This is a genomic window from uncultured Deefgea sp. (assembly GCF_947072475.1).
In the GTDB taxonomy this organism is placed as follows: domain Bacteria; phylum Pseudomonadota; class Gammaproteobacteria; order Burkholderiales; family Chitinibacteraceae; genus Deefgea.
Window position 1 is genome coordinate 44,078 of sequence record NZ_CAMTIA010000002.1, and the last position, 15,314, is coordinate 59,391.

Annotated in this window: 19 protein-coding genes; 5 read left to right on the forward strand and 14 right to left on the reverse strand. The window is 45.7% G+C overall.

Annotated features, from left to right (window positions below; all coding sequences use genetic code 11):
* Nucleotides 1-109: 109 nt before the first annotated feature.
* On the reverse strand, nt 110-1,648 hold the full coding sequence (locus tag Q0V82_RS01395; protein ID WP_297572080.1) for a S41 family peptidase: 1,539 nt from the start codon (nt 1,646-1,648) through the stop codon (nt 110-112).
* Nucleotides 1,649-1,854: 206 nt separating this feature from the next.
* Nucleotides 1,855-3,390, reverse strand: coding sequence for a S41 family peptidase (locus Q0V82_RS01400; RefSeq protein WP_297572081.1), 1,536 nt, complete (start codon nt 3,388-3,390; stop codon nt 1,855-1,857).
* Between the two features lie 360 nt (nt 3,391-3,750).
* Between Q0V82_RS01400 and Q0V82_RS01405 the strand changes: the two genes are divergently transcribed.
* Entirely contained in the window at nt 3,751-4,479 is a 729-nt protein-coding gene (locus Q0V82_RS01405) for a YebC/PmpR family DNA-binding transcriptional regulator (protein ID WP_297572082.1), read from the forward strand.
* 296 nt (nt 4,480-4,775) lie between these two features.
* Here Q0V82_RS01405 and Q0V82_RS01410 read toward each other — a convergent pair whose 3' ends face one another.
* Together Q0V82_RS01410 and Q0V82_RS01415 are read right to left on the reverse strand one after the other, a co-directional pair.
* Nucleotides 4,776-5,339: a DUF4339 domain-containing protein gene (locus Q0V82_RS01410; RefSeq protein WP_297572083.1), complete on the reverse strand. Its 564-nt coding sequence runs from the start codon at nt 5,337-5,339 to the stop codon at nt 4,776-4,778.
* 353 nt (nt 5,340-5,692) lie between these two features.
* Nucleotides 5,693-5,836 carry a hypothetical protein gene (locus Q0V82_RS01415; protein ID WP_173533534.1) on the reverse strand — a complete coding sequence of 48 codons (144 nt, stop codon included), beginning with the start codon at nt 5,834-5,836 and terminating at the stop codon, nt 5,693-5,695.
* Nucleotides 5,837-5,987: 151 nt separating this feature from the next.
* On the opposite strand from Q0V82_RS01415, the gene rph reads away from it, so the two are divergent.
* Together rph and Q0V82_RS01425 are read left to right on the forward strand one after the other, a co-directional pair.
* A complete protein-coding gene (rph, locus tag Q0V82_RS01420) occupies nt 5,988-6,704 on the forward strand; it encodes a ribonuclease PH (RefSeq protein WP_226763587.1) in 717 nt (238 codons plus the stop codon).
* 202 nt (nt 6,705-6,906) lie between these two features.
* Nucleotides 6,907-7,353 (forward strand): YkgJ family cysteine cluster protein, encoded by a 447-nt coding sequence (locus Q0V82_RS01425; RefSeq protein ID WP_297572084.1) that lies wholly within the window; start codon nt 6,907-6,909, stop codon nt 7,351-7,353.
* Between the two features lie 34 nt (nt 7,354-7,387).
* On the opposite strand, the gene Q0V82_RS01430 is transcribed toward Q0V82_RS01425, so the two are convergent.
* From Q0V82_RS01430 to cyaY, 5 genes are all read right to left on the reverse strand, one after another.
* A complete protein-coding gene (locus tag Q0V82_RS01430; protein ID WP_297572085.1) occupies nt 7,388-7,990 on the reverse strand; it encodes a hypothetical protein in 603 nt (200 codons plus the stop codon).
* A 44-nt stretch (nt 7,991-8,034) separates the two neighbouring features.
* Complete coding sequence (locus Q0V82_RS01435; protein ID WP_297572086.1) at nt 8,035-8,439, reverse strand: FKBP-type peptidyl-prolyl cis-trans isomerase; 405 nt, start codon at nt 8,437-8,439, stop codon at nt 8,035-8,037.
* 179 nt (nt 8,440-8,618) lie between these two features.
* The gene (locus Q0V82_RS01440) at nt 8,619-10,061 is read right to left on the reverse strand and encodes a M48 family metalloprotease (protein WP_297572087.1); all 1,443 of its coding nucleotides are present in this window, start codon (nt 10,059-10,061) and stop codon (nt 8,619-8,621) included.
* A gap of 37 nt (nt 10,062-10,098) precedes the next feature.
* Complete coding sequence (locus Q0V82_RS01445) at nt 10,099-10,533, reverse strand: YqaA family protein (protein ID WP_374758516.1); 435 nt, start codon at nt 10,531-10,533, stop codon at nt 10,099-10,101.
* Nucleotides 10,505-10,819 (reverse strand): iron donor protein CyaY, encoded by a 315-nt coding sequence (cyaY, locus tag Q0V82_RS01450; protein WP_297572090.1) that lies wholly within the window; start codon nt 10,817-10,819, stop codon nt 10,505-10,507. The genes Q0V82_RS01445 and cyaY overlap by 29 nt, the downstream gene beginning before the upstream one ends.
* Nucleotides 10,820-10,912: 93 nt before the next feature.
* Here cyaY and Q0V82_RS16545 point away from each other — a divergent pair, with 93 nt between their 5' ends.
* Nucleotides 10,913-11,080: a lipoprotein gene (locus Q0V82_RS16545; protein WP_374758512.1), complete on the forward strand. Its 168-nt coding sequence runs from the start codon at nt 10,913-10,915 to the stop codon at nt 11,078-11,080.
* Nucleotides 11,081-11,197: 117 nt separating this feature from the next.
* On the opposite strand, the gene Q0V82_RS01460 is transcribed toward Q0V82_RS16545, so the two are convergent.
* From Q0V82_RS01460 to Q0V82_RS01480, 5 genes are all read right to left on the reverse strand, one after another.
* Nucleotides 11,198-11,851: a Crp/Fnr family transcriptional regulator gene (locus tag Q0V82_RS01460; protein ID WP_226763579.1), complete on the reverse strand. Its 654-nt coding sequence runs from the start codon at nt 11,849-11,851 to the stop codon at nt 11,198-11,200.
* A gap of 153 nt (nt 11,852-12,004) precedes the next feature.
* Nucleotides 12,005-12,658: a Crp/Fnr family transcriptional regulator gene (locus Q0V82_RS01465; RefSeq protein WP_297572093.1), complete on the reverse strand. Its 654-nt coding sequence runs from the start codon at nt 12,656-12,658 to the stop codon at nt 12,005-12,007.
* Nucleotides 12,659-12,668: 10 nt separating this feature from the next.
* Nucleotides 12,669-13,100, reverse strand: coding sequence for a hypothetical protein (locus tag Q0V82_RS01470; protein WP_297572094.1), 432 nt, complete (start codon nt 13,098-13,100; stop codon nt 12,669-12,671).
* Between the two features lie 46 nt (nt 13,101-13,146).
* Complete coding sequence (locus Q0V82_RS01475) at nt 13,147-14,076, reverse strand: Tim44 domain-containing protein (RefSeq protein WP_297572095.1); 930 nt, start codon at nt 14,074-14,076, stop codon at nt 13,147-13,149.
* A gap of 153 nt (nt 14,077-14,229) precedes the next feature.
* On the reverse strand, nt 14,230-14,586 hold the full coding sequence (locus tag Q0V82_RS01480) for a dihydroneopterin aldolase (protein WP_182076633.1): 357 nt from the start codon (nt 14,584-14,586) through the stop codon (nt 14,230-14,232).
* Between the two features lie 92 nt (nt 14,587-14,678).
* Here Q0V82_RS01480 and plsY point away from each other — a divergent pair, with 92 nt between their 5' ends.
* On the forward strand, nt 14,679-15,311 hold the full coding sequence (gene plsY / locus Q0V82_RS01485; protein ID WP_297572096.1) for a glycerol-3-phosphate 1-O-acyltransferase PlsY: 633 nt from the start codon (nt 14,679-14,681) through the stop codon (nt 15,309-15,311).
* Nucleotides 15,312-15,314 lie beyond the last annotated feature (3 nt).

Sequence of the window (15,314 nt, forward strand, 5' to 3'; positions counted from 1 at the left end):
TGGATTTTAGCCAAAAGCAATGTAAAAAACGCGCCGCAGCGTCATGCTACGCACAACTTTTTCGCGTCGTGTCGGGCCCAAAATCGCTCAAGCGGGCTAAGCGCTACGCTTATTTCGGCCATCCCAAGTATTGATTTTTATTCATTTCTGGTTGGGCAATATACGCCGTTGGATCGGTAGTCGCAGCACCAGCGGCACCGAGCGCAGCCCCCGCCGCCACAGAGCGATTGAGCGCAATCGGCGGCTTACACGAATTGGGGTTGCTGCGCCGAAATAAAGCCGCAGCCAGCAGGCCTTCGTTTATATCGCCCAAAGGCCGGCTAAAATCATCATTGGCGGTGCATTGCGGCGCAAAACCAGCGGTAAAATCACCAAACCCTTTGGCATTACTGCCGGTAAATTCAATCGGAAAATAAGAAATCCCGCAATTGGATTGGCCAATAAAACCATAGGGCTTGCCGCAGGTGGTTTTACCAATGATTTGCACATCAACGTCAATCCCGCGCAAACCATTAATAATTGCTTCACTGGCTGAACAGGTGTTTTCTGTGGCTAAAATAAACACCTGCTTTAAATTCAAATTAGGCAATAACTGCCCCGCCATTCCCGATTGCGATGATTGCGCCGTGGCATAAAAAGGGATGGCATTGACTGCCGTTTGCGCGGGGCGTTGATCACTAAATTGCAAACGATCAAACACCCGATTTTGAATTTGATTCGGCCCGGCAATCATATACGCCAATTCACTGGCAATATATAAATAACCGCCGCTGTTATAGCGTAAATCTAAAATTAATGATTGAACATTATTGTTTTTAAATAAATTAATCGCATCAATTAATGGTTTTTCAGCGCTGCTGATATGCGAATTAAACACCAAATACCCCACTGGCCCACTGGCGGTATTGATAATCTGTGCCGGTAATACCGGCATGGTTTTGGTGCTATCGGCCACAACATTCAAACTCAATACACTCGCACCGCGCTGAAACACCATCGTGTGTGCGCTCGCCGCTTTGGGATACAGCGCAGCATTCACCGCCGCTTGATTACTGGCCGTACCGTCAGCAGGTAGGCCATCAATGGTTTTTAATTGATCCCCACGTAACACGCCCACTAGCGCCGCTTGCGAACCGGGTGACACATACGCCACCGTCATTTGCCACGGCGCGCTGCTGCGACTGTAATGCCATTCAATGCCATAATTTAAAACGGCACCGCTTTCTAAAAAACTCAGCCAATCGCGCGTTAAGGCCGTAAAACTAAATTGATCTTTTTTTACCCCTGCAGCGGTTAAATAAGGCGATTTTAATGCCTCAAAATAAGTATCCAGCGATAAATACGGATTAGATTCCTGACTAAACTGCGCCAAAGCCGGATTAACATTCGGTATTTCTGAATACCATAAATATTTCTCCTGCATATTGGCTTTTAACCATGCTTTTTCGTCATTCAAAGTACCGGTGGTGCTAAACGCGGTATCGTCAAACCGATAGGGATTATTAGGAGAGCATTTTTGCGCAATTGCCGTACCCGGAGTGGGCGTTGGGCTCGGTGTAGTCGATGTTGAACCACCACCGCCACCGCCGCCACAAGCAGTGAGCAAGAAAACCAGCCCGCAAGGCACAAACCCACTATTAAATTTCATTTGGCTTTCACCGATGGAAATACATACTCCATGCTAGTGGCCATGCGACAAAAAACAAGCGACGTCAGTTAAAATCCCCCTAGGGTCTGTTGACGTTGGGTTTACTAGCTGAGTTTGCGCGGACCTTGGCCAGAGACAAAGCAGGAAGCGCGCATAAAAAAAACGCCAAGACTTCACAGTCTTGGCGTTTTTTAGTATTGGCTAGCTTAACGAACAGTCCAATATTTATTGTTTTGCATTTCAGGTTTGATCACCAAGCCTTGCGCAGCGCCCTGCCCGATTCGAGCCGTACCGGAATAAGCCATCGCTGCAGCGGGTTTACATAAATTTGGATTGGCTTGACGATAAATCGCAGCGGCAAGTAGACCTTCGCTGGTGTCGCCTAACTGCTTAGTAAAATCATCATTAGCGCTGCACTGCGGTGCAAAGCCATCGGCAAAATCACCCATGCCTTTGTCATTTACGCCTTTAAATTCAATCGGGAAATAAGAAATACCGCAATTGGACTTAGCAATATAGCCATAAGGTTTTCCGCAAGTGGTATTGCCAATAATTTGGACATCAATATCAATACCGCGCAAGCCATTAATAATCGATTCACTCGCCGAGCAAGTATTACCCGATGCCAAGATATAAACCCGTTTTAGATTTAAAGTCGGTAAGAATTGGCTTTTACTAGTGGAATTATAAAACGGTATCACACCATTGGCGGTATCGACAGGGCGTTTATCATTGTATTGCAAATGCTCAAATACTTTATTTTGCGTTGCTCTTTCCCCTGCAATCATATAGGCCAATTCGCTGGCAATATATAAATAACCGCCGCCGTTATAACGTAAATCCAAAATTAACTCGCTGACATTATTGTCTTTAAAATTTTGTACCGCATTAATTAAAGGCTGCTCTGCCGTTGAAATGTGGCTATTAAATATTAAATACCCGGTTTTTTTGCCGGCGACCTCAATGACTTTATTCATCGGCACCGGTGAAATCGTGATGTCAGTTGCAGCCAGCGTCGCCGTCTTAACGCTACCAGCGCGATCAAAAGTAAATTGATGCGCCGCGCTATTGCTTGGATATAACAAGGCACTCAAACCCGCAACGCTAAAATCGCCAGCTATGCCATCAACTGACTTTAAAACATCACCACGAACAATGCCTGCACGATCCGCTGGCGAATTGGGCTCAACATAAGCCACTCGAATCACCAACGGCGCTTTGTCACCGGTGGCATGCCATTGAATACCATATTCAAGCACCTTACCTGAGTCGACATAACCATTCCAAGCAAGCGTACTTTCAATAAAACTAAATTTGTCGACTTTAGCTCCGGAATTCGTCAGCAGCGGTGTTTTAAGAGCTTGAAAATAAGCGGATAAAGAGCCAAACACTTGAGATTCATTACTATATGCAGGTGCGGCAGCATCCACCTTTGGCATGTCTTTATACCAAAGGTAATTTTTGCTCATATTGTCTTTGAGCCAAGCTTTTTCATCATTCAAAGTGCCGCTAGTACTCAATGGCGTATCGTCAAAGCGATAAGGATTATTCACGGAGCATTTTTGCGCCACCACCGCCGTGCTTGGCGCAGGTGTGACTGCTGGCTTATTACCCAAATCGGTTTGTGGACCATCAAAAATCCCAGGGCCATCACCGCCACCACCACAAGCACTTAATAACGCAGTCAAACCCATTGCTGAACAACGCAACGCCCATTTTTGCCCCTGATTAACACGCATCATATTCTCTTTTAAATGTAATTTTGAAAGATGCTAGACGCACAAACAAAAAACATCAAGCTGACTAAACAAGAAATAAATAATAAAACGCTGATATATAAATTAAAACCCTAGTGCGTTAACTCCAAGGCAAATGCCCACTTTAAGCGACTAAATGCCGACAACGGTTGGCAATATCCAATGCAGCTTCACTGCAATCAGCGTCGCATAAAGACGACACTGCCACTTTATCCAAGGCAATACCGCGCAATAAACTCTGCGCCCAATCAAATGGCGAGCAATGACCGTCTGCGGATATTTTTTGCCATCGACGACCGTGCTAGAATATCGTCCTATCGACTCAATGAAAAATACAGGTGCAGCATGGCAGGTCATAGCAAGTGGGCAAATATTCAACACCGCAAGGGCCGTCAAGACGCCAAGCGCGGCCAAGTTTTCACCAAATTGATCAAAGAAATCACCGTTGCCGCCAAAATGGGCGGTGGCGATGTCTTGATGAATCCTCGTTTGCGTTTAGCGATTGATAAAGCCAAAGCGCAATCGATGCCAAAAGACAATATCGAAAACGCCGTCAAACGCGGCTCAGGCTCGCTTGACGGTGTGGATTATTTAGAGACCCGTTACGAAGGCTACGGTTTGAATGGCGCGGCGGTGATGGTGGATTGTCTGACTGACAATAAAGTACGTACCGTGGCTGACGTTCGTCATGCTTTTGCCAAATACGGCGGCAATATGGGTTCGGACGGCTGCGTGTCGTTCCAATTTAAACATTGCGGTTATTTGATTTTTGCGCCGGGTACGGATGAAGATGCGTTAATGGAAGCGGCACTCGAAGCCGGTGCAGACGACGTTGCCACCAATGACGACGGCTCAATCGAAGTGATCACCCCACCTTACGATTTTGTCACCATCAAAGAAACCCTCGAAGCCGCCGGTTTTAAAGCCGAAATGGGCGAATCAACGATGAAACCGCAAGGCGAGACTGAGCTTGAAGGCGATGATGCGATCAAAATGCAAAAATTGATCGACGCGCTCGAAAGCTTGGATGATGTGCAAGAGGTATATACCACGGCGGTATTTGACGAAGAGTAAACTTCGTTTGAGTCCATCAACAAAAACCGCCATGATTTTGGCGGTTTTTTTCAAATGTAGGGTGTATTCAACGCACAACGGTAATACGCCAGATGATGGGATTATTCATGCGGCGTAATAAATGCCTTCGGCGATTACGCCCTACTCGCTGTAGGTACGATTAGCGAAGCGTAATCGTACGCATGTACTCATCCCTCCGATTTCGCTTCGCTCTATCGGAGCTACGGTGCTAGGTGGAGCGAAGCGATAAATATCACAGATCAAAACGAATGAAGCACCCAAAATATTTAATCAATTTAAGCCAATAGTGTAAATAAGAAGCTAACAATCCATGTAATAAAATAAGCTAAATTATGATTAAGATTTTTTGCTCGTTGATATAGATAAACAGGAACTAACCAAGCCATTCCTTTAAATTTATCAGTATTATGACCGGCTTTTCTTAGTTTATTCTCATCAGAGTATGACAATACCACATTAAGTACTAAAGTAACGAACCAGTATTTACCACTCTCTACGGCAACACTGGCAGCATATTCATTTTTATGAATTGCACCTGCTATAAAATACTCTAATAACATTCCTAGAATTGGAGCAAATGCAAGTACCCAGACTAACGTATTATTTACATGATCACCAGAGAGTGGAGGTGGAGACGAACGCTCAAGATAAGTTCGTAGCTCTGTATTTTCAATTTTCAACCAATCAGGATAACCTTTCTTCCAAACTGCAGATCCATAAGAAATTTTTTCTGACTTAATAAAATTAATTATTTCCTCCTCAGAAATTGGTCCATTTCGTTGGCCATCTTCTTCATAAAACCAAGACACATCACTAATAACTTGCTCATTATTTGACATCGAAACCTCACTTTTAAGATTTAAATTTTAATAACTTAATCTTGGCAATTACTTATGTTCAGGTCAATAACTCGATGACTAACACTAGAAATTGTGTCATATTTACGTCATTTTTTAGCACTTAAAAAGTAAGCAGAATAGTAAATTAAATACAAACATCCTATAATTTGCTTTCAAAAATTGCAATAAAATAAATTTTTGATTGCTACTAAATTTAGTACCGCGCGGCTAGATTTCAATGCACGAATCAACCCTAAGCCGCATCATCGTAGGGTGTCAATGAGTGTAACGAATTGCACCATGACACAATCCAACGGTGCAATTCGCGCAGCTTTTGACACAACTCATCCCGCTCAGCGAAACAAGAAATAATAAATCACATAAAACCAGCTCAAAAAGCCGTGAATAATCGCCCATAGAATGGAGTGATTGGCGCTCCATGAGAGGGCGACGGCGATGAGGGTGCCCAGACTAAATCCACCGATAACGTTTTTCATTTTGGCTCACTCCATTGATTGATGATCGTAAGCCATGATAGCCCAATCCAGTTGGCTGTCATACTGCGCCAAAATGCACGCGATGCGTCAGCGCCCAAGTAACGCGCTGCGGTATACTGGTGCGCAATTTAATCAGTCATTAGGAAATCCCATGCGCCCTTCACAACGCCAGCCGAACGAGCTGCGCACCGTCACTTTAACCCGCAACTACACTTGCCACGCCGAAGGCAGTGTATTGATTGAGTTTGGTAATACCAAAGTGCTGTGTACCGCCAGCGTCGAAGAAAAAGTACCGCCGTTTTTAAAAGGCAAAGGCGAAGGCTGGGTGACGGCAGAATACGGCATGTTGCCACGTTCCACCGGTAGCCGGATGCGCCGTGAGGCCGCAAGCGGTAAGCAAAGCGGTCGCACCCAAGAAATCCAGCGCCTGATCGGTCGCTCATTGCGCGCGGTGGTCGACCTAAAAGCTTTGGGTGAGCGCCAAATTACGATTGATTGCGATGTGATTCAAGCCGATGGCGGCACGCGCACGGCAAGTATTACTGGTGCATTTGTCGCGTTGACTGATGCGATCAATGGCTTAATAGCCGAGGGTAAATTAGCCTCAAGCCCGATTCGTGAATCGGTAGCAGCAATTTCAGTGGGGATTGTTGGCACAACGCCGGTGCTCGATTTGGATTACATCGAAGATTCGGGCTGCGAGACCGATATGAATGTAGTGATGACGGCGGCAGGTCAGTTTATCGAAATCCAAGGCACGGCCGAAGGTGAGGCTTTTAGCCGCGCGGAAATGAATGCATTACTGGATTTGGCCGAACTGGGCATCCAGCAATTAATCGAAAAACAAAACGCAGCACTCGCCGCTTAATATTTGCTTTGTTTTTGCTGTTGCCCTGCGTTGACGATACGCAGGCAACAGCTAGAGCTAGAGCTAGAGCTAGAACATTGCAGTGATCTCGCTGCTGTGCAATTGCTAACTTATCCAACAACACGAAACGCTCATGACGATAGTATAATCAGCAACACCACAGCGATTGAGCGCTGGATGGTTATACCCTGATAAAGCCCCCATGAAGATCCAAGATCAACAAATCAAAATACCGCAAGAAGATGGCCGAATTTTTGTCGATATGCCTGATGGCGATGGCCATGTTTGCGCCAGCTGCGGTGCGTGTTGCAATCATTTTCGGGTCTCGTTTTATGCCGGAGAAGTCGCAGGTAGTTTTACCGATCATGCGCTGGCCGTTCCCAGCGATAAAATCATTATGATCACGCCGGTGTATGCCGCAATGAAAGGCACCAATCAGAAAGAGGCGCGCTGTATTAGCTTTAAAGGGACGGTGGGGCAAAGCAGCCATTGCAGCATCTACAGCCAGCGCTCAAGTACTTGCCGCGAATTTTATGTGTATGACGAAGCCGGTCAACCTAATCCGGCCTGCCAAACCGCCAGAGCAGCGCATCAATTAATGCCATTACCGACGCTGCCGGTCGCAAAAAAACAAACTGCCGAGGCTTAGCTCGGCAGTTTTTTAGGCTTTTATGGATTGCTGTTTATTTCAGCAATTTACTTTGTAGGGCAGTAATTTCACTCGGCAATTGAATCGCTTCGCCTGCAGAAGCATGATTTTTCAATTGACCATTCACTATTTGCCCTGCAGCTAGCTTGCGATTGGTGGTGTCAATCAGCAACCAAGTGGCTTGATCTGGCTTATCACTGAGTAAATACAATACTTTGTCTTCTTTAAGCACGGCACCGGCTAACGCCGCTTTAAACGCTGCTGCTTGCTCACCGAGCAAGGTATTTAGCTGCGTATCAATCGGACTCACTGCAGTAAATAAGCCGATTTCATTCGGCGTTTTGCCCGCCAATGCATTTAAACCCGTCCAATTCACATTCGATGGCATGGCTTGGCTAATTAAACTACCGGCTTTATCTTTAATCGCGCCACTCACTTGACTGGCATTGATGCCAAATGGCGCTAACGCGTCACTGGCTTCACCCACGGTTTGGTCAATCACTGCGTTGGCTTGATTTTTAATTTCTTGCCCAACGATGGCACCCACCGATGAAGCGGCTTGCTGCGCCAATTGCGCGCCTTGATCACAAGCACCTAAACCTAAAACCAAGGCGACGGGAAGAACAAATTTGAACATAGCAACTCCAATGATTTCAAATGTCGACACGTCGCCGACACTGATTATTTAATTTCTAAAACTTCTACTTCAAAAATCAAGGTGGCATTGGCTGGAATCACGCCAGCAATACCACGGCTACCGTAGGCCAATTGTGGCGGGCAAACTAATTTAGCTTTGCCGCCCACTTTGATTTTTTGTACGCCTTCAGTCCAGCACGGAACGACACCACTCAAAGGAAACGTTGCTGGTTTGCCGCGTTTATACGAGCTATCAAATTCAGTGCCATTTTCTAAAGTGCCACGATAATGCACGCTCACCGTATCGCTGGCTTTGGGCGCTGGGCCAGTACCGGCTTTTAAAGTGGTGATTTGAATGCCACTGGGCGTGGTTTCAACTGCTGCCGGTGTAGCCGCCTGCGCAGCGAGGGCACTGGCAAGTAAGACTGTGGCAGCAAGAAAATGTTTCATACTAAATCCTTTTTTATTTAAATTAAGCCCATCGAGCCAAACTCGATGGTGCATCGTAGCAGTTGTGTACCTTGGTACTCTTTTTTAGGCATTGCAGTCGATTTTCTTGATCTATCAAAATCAACACGCCCTGCGCTTGACGACGATGGCTTTAAACTCGCGCGGCGACGACAAACCGATTATTTTTTCTTTCGTGCATCTTGCTGCTCTTGGCGCAATTGATTGAGCCTTGCTTCAATCCCAGAGAGCAGGTAAAAATCATTGCCGGGCTGCTTTAGTGCCAATTCAAACTGTTCAAATGCAGCAGTATATTCTTGCAGCCTAACGTAGTATTCGCCTTGCGACTGATACTGCCGCATTAAATCGCCTTGCTTGGCATACATCTTCGCCTGCCTTTGGTATAGCCAAGCATCTGAAGGATAAAACTCCAAAGCATCATTCAAACTCGATTTTGCTTCAGCAAATTGACCACTGGCAATATAAGCATCAATCAAGCCATAGAGTAATGCGCGGTTGGCCGGAAAAGCCTGCACCGCATCACTCATGATTTGTACTGCTTCAGCATTTTTACCTTGCCCCAATTTAATATTGCCAGCCAAAAAGGCCAACATTGGGTGATTTTTAGCTTTAGATAAACTGGCTTTTGCCGTTTGCAGTGACTGCCATGCCAAATCGTATTGCTGTAATAAATAATATGAATACGCCAAACCATAGTGCTGGGCAGTTTCATTGGCGTAACGTTTTTCTTGAAGAATGCCTTGGTAATAAGGCACCCCATCACGTCCGCCCATTTGCATCGCCCGTGATTTTTCTCGAATCAATAAGAATTCGAGGCTATCGGGCACCGCTTTAAATTTGATTTCCCCCAAGCGCGCTTGAGCATCAGAAATACGCTTAAATGTCACAGGGTGAGTGCGCAAAAAATCAGGCGCGTTGTTTTCATACAATCGATTATGTTTTTGCAAGCGCTCAAAAAACACCACCATGGCACTGGGATCGTAGCCAGATTTTTTTAGGGTTTGCATGCCGATGCGATCGGCTTCTTGTTCAAACGAATAGGTAAAATCAAGCTGTCTTTGCACTGCAACCCCCGTGCCCGCAGCAATCGCAGCCACCGCAGCATCCCCTCGCCCCGCTTGCGACGCCAATAAAGCCACTGCAATCGATGCCAATGAAATCCACGGGCTCGATTTGGTGCCATCAATTAAACGCGCAATATGTCGCTGGCTAACGTGAGCAATTTCATGCGCCAACACGCTGGCGACTTCGGACTCATGCTGTGCTTGCACCAATAAGCCAGTATGCACGCCAACAAAACCACCGGGCATGGCAAACGCATTCACGCTGGCATCGAGTAAAGGGAAAAAAGTAAATTGGGGTTGGCTAATTTCTGCTGCGTCAGTCAGGCGATAACCGACTTGATTTAGATAGGCGACGATTTCAGGGTCTTCGAGCATTGCGCCGCTACGGCGAATTTGCCGCATCGCATTCTCACCAATTTCACGCTCTTGTTGCGTACTCAAACCTTGCTGCGAAATATCGCCAAAATCTGGCATCTCGCCGGCTTGAAGTGGTGTTATGCCGCAAGCGGCGATCAACAAAGCAATTATTTTTTGTTTCACTACGCCCTACTTCTTAATGACTGCCAGAGCCAACGATTTAAACTGAAAACCACTGCAGCATCAATGCATAAATGACTAAATAGCGCAGTACTTTACCCAGAGCCAAGTACAGCAAGACTGGACGCCAAGGCCAACGTAGCCATCCGGCAACACCACACAAAGCATCGCCCATCAAAGGCACCCACGACAGCAATAAACTAGCGGGCCCTAATCGTTGTAAGTGCGGCAACCACTTGGAGTCAGGTGCCTTGGGCAAGCGCCGACCTAAATACACCGTCAGCAAACCACCGAGAATATTGCCCAAAGAAGCCATTGCCACGGCCAACCAGCCTAAATCCGGCTTAAAATGCAAAGCGGCCACTAAAGCCGCTTCTGAATTGCCCGGTAAGATGGTGGCCGATAAAAAAGCCGTCATAAATAAACCGGCCAACCATACACACAACTCAATCAAAAACGAATGCCTCACCGGCATGCGCACTAATTGCCGCCGCAACATCATTGAATAACTCGCCTTCGCCCCGCGTATTGCGCCATTGCCCATCGGATAAGCGATAGTGATAGCCACCAGAACGCGCCGCCAGCCAGATTTCTTGATTGGCCGCATGGCGATTCACTATCACTTTGCTGGCGTCCTCAAATTCAATTTCCAAAACATTGCCGGTGCATAGCGTATCAACATCAAAGTCTACCTTATCGAGTGCGATTTCAATTTGGCGAAAAATGGCATCACTTACCGTTAAAAATTCTGATTCAGTCATTACTTATTCCTTCCACCATTCATGTTGCAGACCACCCTTGATGAAGGTTGGGCGTGCTAAAATAAGCATTCTACCACCTACAGCCAAGCTACTATGCGCGTCCTCATTGCCTTTTTACTGACTGCTTTTTTTCTAACTGCCTGCGGGTTTAAAGGCCCCTTGTATTTACCAAAAACAAGCAATGCAACGACCAGTAGCAACAACATATTGATTGCCAGCAGCGCCGCATCGTCAGCCAGCGCAGTGAATCCGCAGCAATAGCGCCAAAATTTGAACTCGCATTCAATCATTTTAAAATGCATGCAGTTACAATTTTACGGTGTATTTTCAAGCATAAAAAAAACGATCCGAAGATCGCTTTTTTATCGCGCTATCAAATCAAAAACGCTCAGGCAGTTTTTGAATAATGATGATTTTTTTGTTTTCTAAGCGGATATAGCCGCCAAAAACCAATTCTTTTAAAATTCGCGCAATCATTTCACGTGATGAACCAACACGGTCGGCAATGGCTTGCTGGGTTAATGGCTGAGAAATCATTTCCTGCCCATCGACGGTTTCTAGCATGGATTCAAATAATGCCCGCACTCGGCCATACACATCAAGCAATGCTAAGTTTTTCATGGTGGTCGATAACGTTCGCACCATGCGCGCTAAGTTCAGAATCACCACATCTTTCACTTGCGGCTCACGATTGAGTGCTTCGCGAAACTCTTGCTTAGAAAACATCAAAAACGTGCAGTTTTCTTCGCATTGCACTGACCAACCGCGTGGTTCGTCATCAAGCAAAGAAATCTCACCCATCGCATCACCCGGTTCTGCGATCAAAAAGACAAATTCCTTGCCTTGATTGTCACTACTAAAATAACGAGTTTGCCCTTCAAGCAAGACATACATGCCTTCTGCAGGATCACCTTCGCGAAAAACAAAAGCCCCTTTGGGCATGCTACGTTTCACGCCAACTTGAACCATATATTCAAGTTGTTCCTCAGAAAAACCTTGTAACAACGGTACATTTTGTAAAATAGATAGCATAAAAGCCTTGTAAATGACGCATATCGCGCCTTATCAAATCAGCATCAGTGTAAAAGAATTTCAGCCAGTTACTTTTTTTACTCAATGGCAAAAAACAATACAGTTAAAACGGGTTAAATCAGTTTAACTACAAATACTTAAATTATTTATAAATTAAAATTGCTCGGGTAATTTTTTTAAAATCATCAATCGCTTACGGCCAGTCTCTACATAGCCACCCGCCACCAATTCACGCATAATTTTGGCAATCATCTCGCGCGAAGCGCCGACACGATCAGCAATATCTTGCTGGCTCATTTGTTCATCAATCAATAAACCTTCGTCAGTCGGTTGAGCCAAACGCTCGAACAAAACTCGAATTCGTCCATAAACATCTTTTAAAGCAAAATCTCGGACCATATTAGTTAAAGAAAAAATAATTTTCATCGCACTATTAAGCATTTGGTCTTTCAATTCTGGCGTGGTCAGCAATAAACTCATAAAGTCTGTTTTATGAATGCTCATCACCACGCAATCGGTTTCGGCTTCAGCACAAATCGATCGACGCTCATCACAAAACAAAGCCAATTCGCCAAAAGAAATACCGGGCTCTGCAACGTGATAAACAAATTCACGACCACTATCGTTACTTGAATAAAGCTTTAAACGCCCCTCTAGCAAGACATACATGCATTCAACCACATCATTTTCATAAAATAAGATAGAACCTTTCGCAACATTTCGCAAAATACCTAAGGATTCAACCCGTGCGAGTTCTTCATCTGTTAACGAACAAAATAATTGTGTTTGTGCCAATATTGAACGCATTCATCATCCATTAATGTTTTGCAGCTTTTTCAGTTGCTGATGCTTCAGCGGCTTGTGAAGCCGTTGTTGGTGAATCAAGGTCGGCGATGGGCGACAATGAACCTGTTTTTACATCTGGTGGTGGTGCAACTTCATTTATTTTTTTTGACTGCATATATTCATTCATTTCTTTCCAGCCAGCAAAAATGTCTGCTTTAGCCACTTTACTATTACGCCGAAAACAATCCTCTAAAGAACGACCACTATGCCGACATGATGCACCAATCGCTTTGCCATTGGCTTTTTGTTTATTGAGCATTTCTAGCATTTGATCACAGCCGCTGAGCATCAAAATCATCGGAAAAATCAATACTAGGGTTTTTACTGACTTCATAAGCAAGGACCTGTAATTTTCAGTCAAGCCAAATTGTATGTGAAAAAGCCCATCACGTCGCAAAGACATAACGGGCTGGCCTACTTAATTGAGCATTTTACGATAAATAGGATACTTAGGCTTGCTGAATCCCAGCTAATAACCAACGTGGATCACCATCGATCGGGCGAACAAAGTGCCAGATTTCACGGAATGCCACAGGTGCCGCATGCAAACTTTCACTCACAGTACCAGAGAACTCAACGCTGGCGACCATACGGCCTCCTTCATTGACCGCTTCAAGCACCTGCAAATTCAATTCAGGGAATTCAGCGACATCTGAATTGCTGCCAATTTCATTTTTTAAATCGGCAAATAGCTCTGGCGTCATATAACGGCGCATTTCTTCTGCTTGCGACGGTGAATTTAGCGATTGCATATGCATAAAACTAGCACGCGCTTGGCGTAAAAATGCCGCCACTTCAGTACCATCGGGCAAACGTGTGATTGGTGCTGCGCTTAATGGTGCAGCCCCACCCCATGCCGACGTTGGTGCTGCCGCGCCTTCGCCAATACGGAACATACGATCTTGCTCAACAGGTGCAGTCGGTGCCGCTGGCATTGGAGACATGCCGGCATAATTCATCGCGTTCGGACGTACCGCTTGCGCTTGAGCCTGTTGACGACGACGCATCCACATCACACCACCAGCAGTTAATGCTCCAAGCAGCAACAATGTGCCCCACGGAATACCGCCATCACCTTGGGCAGAACCCGAGGCGTTACCGCTGTTACCAAACATATAACCCAATAATGAGCCCGCAGCCAAACCACCTAATACGCCGCCCATCATGCCCATGCCGCCTGATTTTTGTTGGGCGGGTGCGGCCTGCTGCTGTCTTGGTGCTTGTTGCTGTTGCATATTATTGCGCTGTGGCGCTGGCGCGGCTTGACGCTGCATACCACCAGAGCGGCCACCGCCAACCCGTTTTGCTTCTGCCATATTGGCAGTAAACAAAGCCGTACTCATCATGACGACCATTAAAGTGTTCGCAAAACGCGCCATTTTAAAATCCTTAGTTAATTAGTAACTTTGTTTAGTTAGTTGGGGCAAAGTGCAATAAGTTCAATCTATTTAAAAATATTTACTGAAAAAACAAAGTCTATTGCCAAAAAATCAAAGTGTTATCTTCAATGCTAGTTACTTTCAACTGACCACTTAAGCACGCTGCCCACGCTCAATCGTGACGCCAACGCGAGCGACTTCTTGCAAAATACCTAATTTGGTCACCGAAACTTTAATCCACGGGGCACCAAAATCATTCAGTACAATATTAGCAATATGCTCGGCTAAAGCTTCAAGCAAAAGAAAATGTTTTTCGGTTAAATCTTGCCGAATCTGCGTGACCACTTTATCGTAATCAATCGTGTCGTTTAAATGATCAGAAACACAAGCTCGTGCCGAAGGCAGGCCGATTTCTAAATCGAGTTCGACCACTTGTGACTGTGTGCGCTCCCAGTCGTACCAACCCAAAACGGTGCTGGCACGCACTTGCTGCAAATAAATAATATCCATGTAATCTGTTTACCGTCGGTGTACGTAACCGGTTTGAGGATGAAGCCGGTTTAGCTTAGAATCAAAACCCCTCAATTGTAGTGGAAATTTAGATGTCGCTGCCAATGTCATTGCTGATTATCGCCGCCTATTTACTCGGATCGTTGTCTTTTGCCGTGATTGTATCTAAAACCATGGGCTTGGCTGATCCACGCACCTATGGTTCAAACAATCCAGGCGCTACCAATGTTTTACGTTCCGGCAATAAAAAAGCGGCTGCGCTCACTCTGCTCGGTGATGCGCTTAAAGGTTGGGTCGCTGTTTTTGCCGCACAATCAATTGCGCCGCTCATCGGACTTGGAGATGCCGGCTCGCCCAGTTACACCCTCGCCATCGCCGCAGTGATGATTGCGGTGACGGTAGGTCATATGTGGCCGATTTTCTTTAAGTTTAAAGGTGGCAAAGGCGTTGCCACTGCGGCGGGTATTTTATTGGCGCTCAACCTCTGGCTCGGGTTGGCCACACTCGCAATTTGGGTCTTTGTGGCTAAAGTCTTGAAAATCTCATCGTTGTCAGCATTGATTGCTGCTGCTGCAACACCTTTACTCACGGCTTTACTATTACCCAATCAAACGGTTTATCTGGCTGCCGTCACGGTGATTGCTGTTTTATTAATCCAGCGACACAAACAAAACATCATTGGCCTAATGAAGGGAAAAGAAAGCAAAATCGGCGGCAACCAGTAAAAC

Excerpts from the sequence above, each read along its gene's own strand:
- Q0V82_RS01430 (WP_297572085.1), bottom strand. The coding sequence starts at position 7,990 with ATGTTCAAATTTGTTCTTCCCGTCGCCTTGGTTTTAGGTTTAGGTGCT.
- Q0V82_RS01475 (WP_297572095.1), bottom strand. The coding sequence starts at position 14,076 with ATGGCGCGTTTTGCGAACACTTTAATGGTCGTCATGATGAGTACGGCT.
- Q0V82_RS01480 (WP_182076633.1), bottom strand. The coding sequence starts at position 14,586 with ATGGATATTATTTATTTGCAGCAAGTGCGTGCCAGCACCGTTTTGGGT.
- Q0V82_RS01425 (WP_297572084.1), top strand. The coding sequence starts at position 6,907 with ATGAAGATCCAAGATCAACAAATCAAAATACCGCAAGAAGATGGCCGA.
- plsY (WP_297572096.1), top strand. The coding sequence starts at position 14,679 with ATGTCGCTGCCAATGTCATTGCTGATTATCGCCGCCTATTTACTCGGA.
- Q0V82_RS01395 (WP_297572080.1), bottom strand. The coding sequence starts at position 1,648 with ATGAAATTTAATAGTGGGTTTGTGCCTTGCGGGCTGGTTTTCTTGCTC.
- Q0V82_RS01410 (WP_297572083.1), bottom strand. The coding sequence starts at position 5,339 with ATGTCAAATAATGAGCAAGTTATTAGTGATGTGTCTTGGTTTTATGAA.
- Q0V82_RS01405 (WP_297572082.1), top strand. The coding sequence starts at position 3,751 with ATGGCAGGTCATAGCAAGTGGGCAAATATTCAACACCGCAAGGGCCGT.
- Q0V82_RS01445 (WP_374758516.1), bottom strand. The coding sequence starts at position 10,533 with ATGCCGGTGAGGCATTCGTTTTTGATTGAGTTGTGTGTATGGTTGGCC.
- Q0V82_RS01400 (WP_297572081.1), bottom strand. The coding sequence starts at position 3,390 with ATGATGCGTGTTAATCAGGGGCAAAAATGGGCGTTGCGTTGTTCAGCA.
- Q0V82_RS01435 (WP_297572086.1), bottom strand. The coding sequence starts at position 8,439 with ATGAAACATTTTCTTGCTGCCACAGTCTTACTTGCCAGTGCCCTCGCT.
- cyaY (WP_297572090.1), bottom strand. The coding sequence starts at position 10,819 with ATGACTGAATCAGAATTTTTAACGGTAAGTGATGCCATTTTTCGCCAA.
- Q0V82_RS01415 (WP_173533534.1), bottom strand. The coding sequence starts at position 5,836 with ATGAAAAACGTTATCGGTGGATTTAGTCTGGGCACCCTCATCGCCGTC.
- Q0V82_RS01460 (WP_226763579.1), bottom strand. The coding sequence starts at position 11,851 with ATGCTATCTATTTTACAAAATGTACCGTTGTTACAAGGTTTTTCTGAG.
- Q0V82_RS16545 (WP_374758512.1), top strand. The coding sequence starts at position 10,913 with ATGCGCGTCCTCATTGCCTTTTTACTGACTGCTTTTTTTCTAACTGCC.
- Q0V82_RS01470 (WP_297572094.1), bottom strand. The coding sequence starts at position 13,100 with ATGTCTTTGCGACGTGATGGGCTTTTTCACATACAATTTGGCTTGACT.
- rph (WP_226763587.1), top strand. The coding sequence starts at position 5,988 with ATGCGCCCTTCACAACGCCAGCCGAACGAGCTGCGCACCGTCACTTTA.
- Q0V82_RS01465 (WP_297572093.1), bottom strand. The coding sequence starts at position 12,658 with ATGCGTTCAATATTGGCACAAACACAATTATTTTGTTCGTTAACAGAT.